This is a genomic window from Pseudopedobacter sp. (assembly GCF_040392825.1).
Taxonomy (GTDB): Bacteria; Bacteroidota; Bacteroidia; order Sphingobacteriales; family Sphingobacteriaceae; genus Pseudopedobacter.
Genome location: NZ_JBEBVH010000208.1, coordinates 1 through 7,162, shown reverse-complemented (window position 1 = coordinate 7,162; position 7,162 = coordinate 1). Strand labels below are relative to the sequence as shown.

The window sequence follows — 7,162 nt, the reverse complement described above, 5'->3', positions numbered from 1 at the left end:
ATATGCAATGCCCTTATCGGCTCTTTCTCAAAGTCATAGTACACATGCTTCATTCCCATTGGTCCCGTTGTCTCCGGCTTTTGCGTTTTAGTTCCTATTGCCGAAATGCCATTCATAAAAGAGATATCTCCTTTAGGGAATGTAGGTTCCATATTTTTCCAATCTGTATCTTTCTGTTCTTTTGGTGTATACAACCTTAAAAACACATCTTCCCTGTCAGTAAACACCTTAAAACTTTGGTCTTTACCAATAAATTTCGTCCAGTACATATTAGAATGATAACCTTTAAACTCCGGATACTTGAAAGGAATTTCTCCCGTAGCGGTATCATTATAATCTTTTTTCCAAACACCAAACTGGTTACCTTTCATTCTGTTCTTCCAAACCCGATAAGGTCCCATCCCCATGTATTCAACACCTTTAATCTGATCTTCCGGGAAATCAAAATTCACGCCCACGAAACGCGTAAAATAAGCTTCAGGAAAATACTGCACATGCATTTTCAACTGCCCCGATGATAAAATCTCCCATCTTAAAGTATTGTAGCTTTCTTTTCTATCAAAAGTTGATGCGATAACTACTTTCCCTTCTTCGCGACTGAGTTTAAAGTTTTTATAATTATTAACTGCTTCCTGTAAAACGGGTCCGTTTTTGAAAGGGATAACTCCTTTGGCATTCTGAACCTGCTCTAATAAACCTGTTGTTTTGTTAATTTGGTAAGTAATACCATTTGCTTTTACTACAAATGAGTTGGCAGTTTCCTGAACATCAATATTTTGCAGTCCGTTTTCTTTGATTAAAGTCTTTGCAACTTTATTTGGCAAAGAGATTGGGAAACTCCAGGTGAATAGTTCTTGCTGATTAACATCTTTCGCGGTGATATACAATACATCAAAATCTGTCCATCCCTGCGGAAGATTAGCTTTCAAAACTCCTTTGTCTCCTGCTTTGATGTTCGGTGCAGTAATACTCGCCTTTTTAGATTCCTTAACCTCATTATAATTACCCAATTTTTTCAGTTCGTAACTGAAGGTGCACTGATTGGTATTGGTAAAAGAATACCTGTTTTCAATATTGAACGAACCATCAAAACCTTTGGTCATTTCTCTTTTTTCGAAGAAAATCGGACTCCAAACTTCTTTAATGGTAAAAAAGCTTCCTTCTTTTTCATAATACGGACCAACTATTCCATCCGGACCGTGATTTCCGTCAGTGTCTATTATTCCGTTTTTATCCGTCCTAACCACACCCTGATCCTGAAAATCCCATAAGAAACCACCGGCAGCAAGCGGATTAGCCAACATCGCTTTCCAGTAATCTTCCAAACCTGCACCATGGCCTCCGTCAAACATTCCATGTAAGAATTCTGTAGGCATTACAATATTATGTCCATGATCGTAAGTGCCAATTCCATAATTGTACTCGCGATAATGTGTAGTTTCAAAACCTCCGTAAACTGCCCAAGGGTAAATTAATGGACGTTTTTGAATATCCTGTTCAAAGAAAATATGATCCAGTTCAGCATTATGTCCACCCTCATTTCCGTTGGCCCAGAAAATAATAGACGGATTATTTTCAGAAACCACCATCATTTCTTTCAATAATTTAGAACCGGTAGGTGTATCATAGTTTCCATGCCACCCCCCCAACTCATTCATCACATATAATCCCAGGGAATCACAAACTGCCAGGAAATGATTATCCGGCGGATAATGCGCCATACGAACAGCGTTCATATTCATTTCCTTCATCAGCTTCACATCGCCAATGCTAATTTCCTTACTGGTTGTTCTTCCAGATTCGGGATGAAAAGAATGGCGGTTTACTCCTTTGAATTTGATCTTAACTCCATTGATATAAACTCCGTCACGCTCTTTAACTTCTACTGTTCTGAAACCAAACTTTTGCTCTAACTGGTGCTGAACTTTTCCATTTTTTAACAATGTAAATTGTGCTTTATATAAATTCGGAAATTCCGCAGACCAAAGCTTAGGGTTCGCGAAGCTGGCATTTAACCAATTTTCTTTTGCTGAAATTTTGGTTTTTAAACGCTTTCCGAATTTCTTACCCTGAGCATCGAAAAGCTGAACAGCGACTTCGTTTGCATCACCTGCAGTTAGTATTTTAGATCTGAAAGATCCATCCGCCTTAGCATCTAAAGAAACTCTTTCTATATGATTCTGAGGCAAACCTTCCAGATAAACAGGTCTGAATATTCCACCAAAAATCCAGAAGTCACCTTCTCTTTCCGCCGCGTTTACCGATTTATTTGCCGAATGCTTAGCTACTTTTACTTCCAATAAGTTTTCTTCACCAAACTTAATCAGCTTAGAAATATCATATTTAAACACATAAAATGCACCCTGGTGAATCTCTCCGGCCAATTTACCGTTAATCTTCACTTCGGTATCAGTCATCGATCCTTCAAAAACAATGTTTACAACCTTATCTTTCCAATCATCGGCAACTTTAAACTTATATTTATAAAGCCCTTCTTCTTTCCCTTTATTAGCCTCTTTATTGAAACCGTAATTGTATTTTCCAAAGCCTTTAAGCTCCCAGTTTGACGGAACCGGAATCTGCGTCCATTTTCCTGCATTCATGCCTTCGGTTACATGGAAATCCCACAAAACACCGTCATCCTTTCCCTTTCCGGAAAGATATTGCGTCTCTGTCGTCTGAGCAGAAACCTGCAATCCGGTAGTTCCTAAAAAAAGTAAGGATAGAGCTATTTTCGCGTTCAACTTCATGATATCTAAAGGCTATTTCAGTTTAATATGATCTAATGGATTATTCGTTCTAAAAGGTGCCGCTGGTAGACCTCCTGCGTTAAAAAGATTAGGTTGTGCTGCTTCATCCCAGGCAAATCTAACCTGTTGGATTTGCTGTACCTTATCGCTTTTAAGTACAACCGTATTATTTTCTATTGTAGCCGTAGCCGGATAAAAAGTAAGGTCGCTTCCTGCAACTTCAAATGCATCCAGAGGTTTTCCGTCTATACTTTTTAAACCTGTTGCATACTTAAACTTCACTACAGCTTTATTGCCCGCATATTTAACCGATGCCATTTCCGGTCCATCGGCAACTATGTTTTTGCCATAAGCATATTTCAAGGCTTTCAATGTATGTCTTCTTCCTATTTCCCACTTATAATTAGGATGAATATCATTCACATTATCCACCAAATCAGTGGTTATAATCCTTGCAGTATAAGGTAATTGCAAAACAAGATCCTGTGCCTCTCTAAATTCGGGCAAAATAGTCCTTGGCATTCTTACCTGTCCTTTTTCATCCAGAGAATAATGAAAAGGCGCTATTTCTGTAAAATAAAACGGCATTTTAGGATTACCCCAGCTATTTCTCCAATTCTCTATCAGCGCTTTCATTTTATAGCTGTAGCTGATAGTCTCTTTCAAAAATACATTGGTTTCACCCTGATACCAGATAAAACCTTTTATAGTATATGGCGCCAGAGGTTCTATCATCAAATGATAAAACTTCCCAGGATCGCCTTCTTTCTTTTTGTCTTTTAAATAAGATGATTTATCCCAGTATGCTGCAGAAAACCAGGGCTCTATTCTACTTCCACTAACAGCCGAAGAAATAACGCCGACAGGAACGCCTAACTCTTGCTGCAGGTTCTTGGCAAAGAAATATGCCGGGGCAGAAAATTGGCGTAATGCAGAATCCTTAGCAACAGCCCAACCTTCGTATTTTCCGTCTGGTTTAGATAAGAATTTTCTCCTTACCAGAAACACCCTGATATTAGGATTATTAGCCTCTGCAACTGCATTCTTAGGAAAATAATTCCCTTTCAAGGGAGCTTTTTCCTTTTCTATTTTACGCATTTTGTATTCCATGTTCGATTGCCCCGAGCACAACCAAACTTCACCTATTAATACGTCTTTTAATTCTATTACATTATTAGCCCTGATAGTAAGCGTTTGCCCGATAGCATTAGCTTTCATAGCTTTCAGCTCAACTTTCCAATTACCTTTTTCGTCTGCTTTGGTTTGCTTACGCTGATTTTGAAATTCTACCGTAACCTGTTCGCCCGCATTGGCAGAACCGAAAATTGCCACAGGCTGGTTTCTTTGCAAAACCATGTGATTGGCAAAAATATTCGGCAGCACAACATCTGCTTTTGCGGAAAAGCTTGCTCCTATTATAGTTAGATATGTAATGAAGCGCTTCATCTATTTCAATCTCTCTGCTTTTAGTGAAGAAATACGATATACAGCTTCTTTTACTGCCACACCAGGATTTTTCACATCAAAGTCCTGATCCGTTGGCGTATCTGCATCCGGAAATCTTCTTACGTCTCCGGTTCTGAAAGAAACTTTGCTGATATTACTCACTGGCTGAAAGAACAATTTCGTCCCTTTATCTGCCCCGTTGATAGCAACCTGATAAGAACGTGTAGTAACATCTACGGTAAACACGAAATGGTAAGTCTGTCCCGCTTCGTATTTCGATAAAGAAGCATTCCTGTAACCTGCCTTATTCTTAATTATACCATCATTATCAAAAATGATTCTTGATGCAGCCAGCCCCATATCATTTACAAACTCTATTTGCAAAGAACCATTATCATTTTGCTGAGGTGTAACGGTAAACTCAATTTTTGCTTTTTTAGAAGCTTCAATTACCCTGTCCGCTTTGGCATAGTCGTAAGGATCTTTGTCTCTCAAAACCAAAGCATTTCCTTCTACCTTTGCACTTGCCCATAAAGGACTGTAAATATTCCAGCTGTTATAAGCCTGATTGGGGTTTTGTGCAAAATCATCATTAACCACTCCGCTTACAGTTGACTTTACCGGAACCGGAACTTTAGCCACCCACATATCCTCTTTGTTCATGCTGTAAGTGAGCCACATGTTTTTATCCGGAACAACACCATTTCCTTCCAGGATACCGCGAACGTATTGCGGACCGTAAGATTTATAATTTCCGCCATAGCGCATGGTGGTAATCTCTCCGTTTACCAGTAGTAAGTCGGTATAAGCTAAACCATCATTACTGGTTGAAACTGCTAATGGCCATCTGAATTCTGATGGATTATAAACGGTAGCAAAACGACCATCAGAAGTTTTCTGTCCCCAAATTTTCGCATTGCTGTTTACAAATCCGGGGGCTCTTAAAGGTGAGTATTCCCAACTTTCCCCATTGTCTTTGCTAATGGATGTCAAAGCATGTTTCCATAAACCAACCACTCTCCCATCATTCAAATGATAATAGGCAAATGCTTTCACTGGGCGTTTGAATGGCACTAATGGGTCGTTTCTATCTGCTTCCTCTACCCATTGCTGCATCATTAAAGGCTGAGCCATTAATTCATTACAAGCCTGTACAAAACCCTTGTCTTTACTTTTAGTATAAAAAGGATATTTTGCTAGTTTTTGATTGAACGAAGAATTGAATCTGATGAAATAGATTGGTCCAAAAGTTCCATCTTTTTTTATTTCTCTGACTACTCTGCCAATACCATTTCCATCATTTGGATCATCTTTCGCGTCTAAAGCCACTCCATAATATCCAATGGTTAATAGCTTACCATTTTTAGCACTATAAAATCCCATTCTCTGATGCATAATGGCATAGAGGTCTTTACCTGCTTTGTCTGTGCGGTCTGGTTTGGTAAAACCTTCCGGTACCAGATAAGGAGGAAAAAGTTCGATCGGATTAGACCAACTATATCCGTCCTTAGAAGTCTGCAACAACGTTTTTCCTTCTGCCACGTGTTCTCCAACCGGATTACTTAAAAATTGTTGATAATAGGTATTGTTCCAATAAGCTAAAAATGGTTGGTGATTATAGGTAAAACCGTGACCGCCTGCCAATTCCGGAAATTCTCTGTTTGCTCTGAAAGTTTGAATATTATGCGTACCAACTGCAGGTGTTAATTGTCCGTGATGATAATCTACATTAGACAATGTTTTCCCTACATATTTAATGGTATCCTGCGCTATTGCCTGTTGCATGAATGCAACTACCGATACGCTTAATAATACTGATTTGATCTTCATATATTATTTCTTACTAGCTTCGTATTGAAGCATTTTTAATCTTATCATCAGATTGCTTCTTCGTTCCTCCTCGCAATGACGGAAACAAGAGCCTCATTGCGAGCCTGCGAAGCCTGCCTCGACGGCAGTCAGGCAATCTCTCTCTACTTTATTTCTTGCTTTAACAAATTCCTTAAGTCCTTTTTTGACGCTTTAAAAATCGTTCCGTGTTTATGTCCTTCGGGAACAGAAATCCTGTCGTTTATCTTTTTGAAAGTTTTACAATCTGTTGTAGCTACCGCTTCGTAACTTTTACTTCCATAAGAATCAAAATAAATTAACCACTGATCCTTCACTTTTACCACACTCGGACCTTCCGTTAAATAAGCAGAGAATGGTTTTGACACATTTAGAAATGGTCCCAGCGGATTGTCAGCGAAAGCGACCTTAAGGTTACGGTTTGGCCTGGTATTATCTTTCAGTACCAAAACATAATCCTTTTGAGCTTTTTTCACAATAACAGCATCGATAATACTGAACCCAGGATCACTGAATAATTTAGTTGGCGTAAAAGTTTCGAAGTCTTTGGTTGTTGTATAGTACATCCTGTGGTTATTGTCCTCGGCCTCTACACCTTTCGCAAATCGGTAAGGAATAGTAGACGCCCAGATAATGATGAACCTGTCTTCAACATCATCATAAAACAATTCGGGAGCCCAAACATTTACCGTTTTAGCTTCGTGTTCCATCACCGGAACAATCTTTTTATTTTCCCAATGAATCAAATCTTTGGAACTCGCATAACCTATCCCTTCATTACCTTTCCAACCAATGGTCCAAACCAAATGATAAACGCCTTGCTTATCTCTCAGCATAGATGGGTCACGCATAATTTTTTGAGTTCCCAACTCCGGTTTCAGATAAATTCCGTTCACCGAATTCCAATGATATCCATCCTTACTATACAAATATCTTAAGCCTTCATTTGCGGGTTCGTGAAAAGATGTAAACATATAAACATCTTTTTGGCATGAAGTGAAGAGGATAAGAAGGAATAAAAAACCAAGCTTAGAAATACTACTAAAAAAACGATGATTTTTCACCATTTCTAATCGGGTAAATCCTATAGCCCTCACCCTTAGTCCCTCTCCCACAGG

Annotated in this window: 4 protein-coding genes; all 4 read right to left on the bottom strand. The window is 38.9% G+C overall.

All coding sequences use genetic code 11. The annotated features are described in order from the left end of the window. Positions 1-2,750, bottom strand: a 2,750-nt coding sequence (locus ABWO41_RS13555; protein WP_353138974.1) for a glycoside hydrolase family 2 protein, incomplete at its 3' end; no start/stop codon positions are given. Positions 2,751-2,762: 12 nt separating this feature from the next. Beyond that, positions 2,763-4,196 (bottom strand): sialate O-acetylesterase, encoded by a 1,434-nt coding sequence (locus ABWO41_RS13550; protein ID WP_353138971.1) that lies wholly within the window; start codon positions 4,194-4,196, stop codon positions 2,763-2,765. Beyond that, a complete protein-coding gene (locus ABWO41_RS13545; RefSeq protein WP_353138968.1) occupies positions 4,197-6,026 on the bottom strand; it encodes a sialidase family protein in 1,830 nt (609 codons plus the stop codon). 143 nt (positions 6,027-6,169) lie between these two features. Further along, on the bottom strand, positions 6,170-7,162 hold a 993-nt coding region (locus ABWO41_RS13540; RefSeq protein ID WP_502945654.1), incomplete at its 5' end, for a glycoside hydrolase family 43 protein.

What these genes read in the sequence shown, in the direction of transcription:
- ABWO41_RS13545 (WP_353138968.1), bottom strand. Translation starts at nt 6,026, where the DNA reads ATGAAGATCAAATCAGTATTATTAAGCGTATCGGTAGTTGCATTCATG.
- ABWO41_RS13550 (WP_353138971.1), bottom strand. Translation starts at nt 4,196, where the DNA reads ATGAAGCGCTTCATTACATATCTAACTATAATAGGAGCAAGCTTTTCC.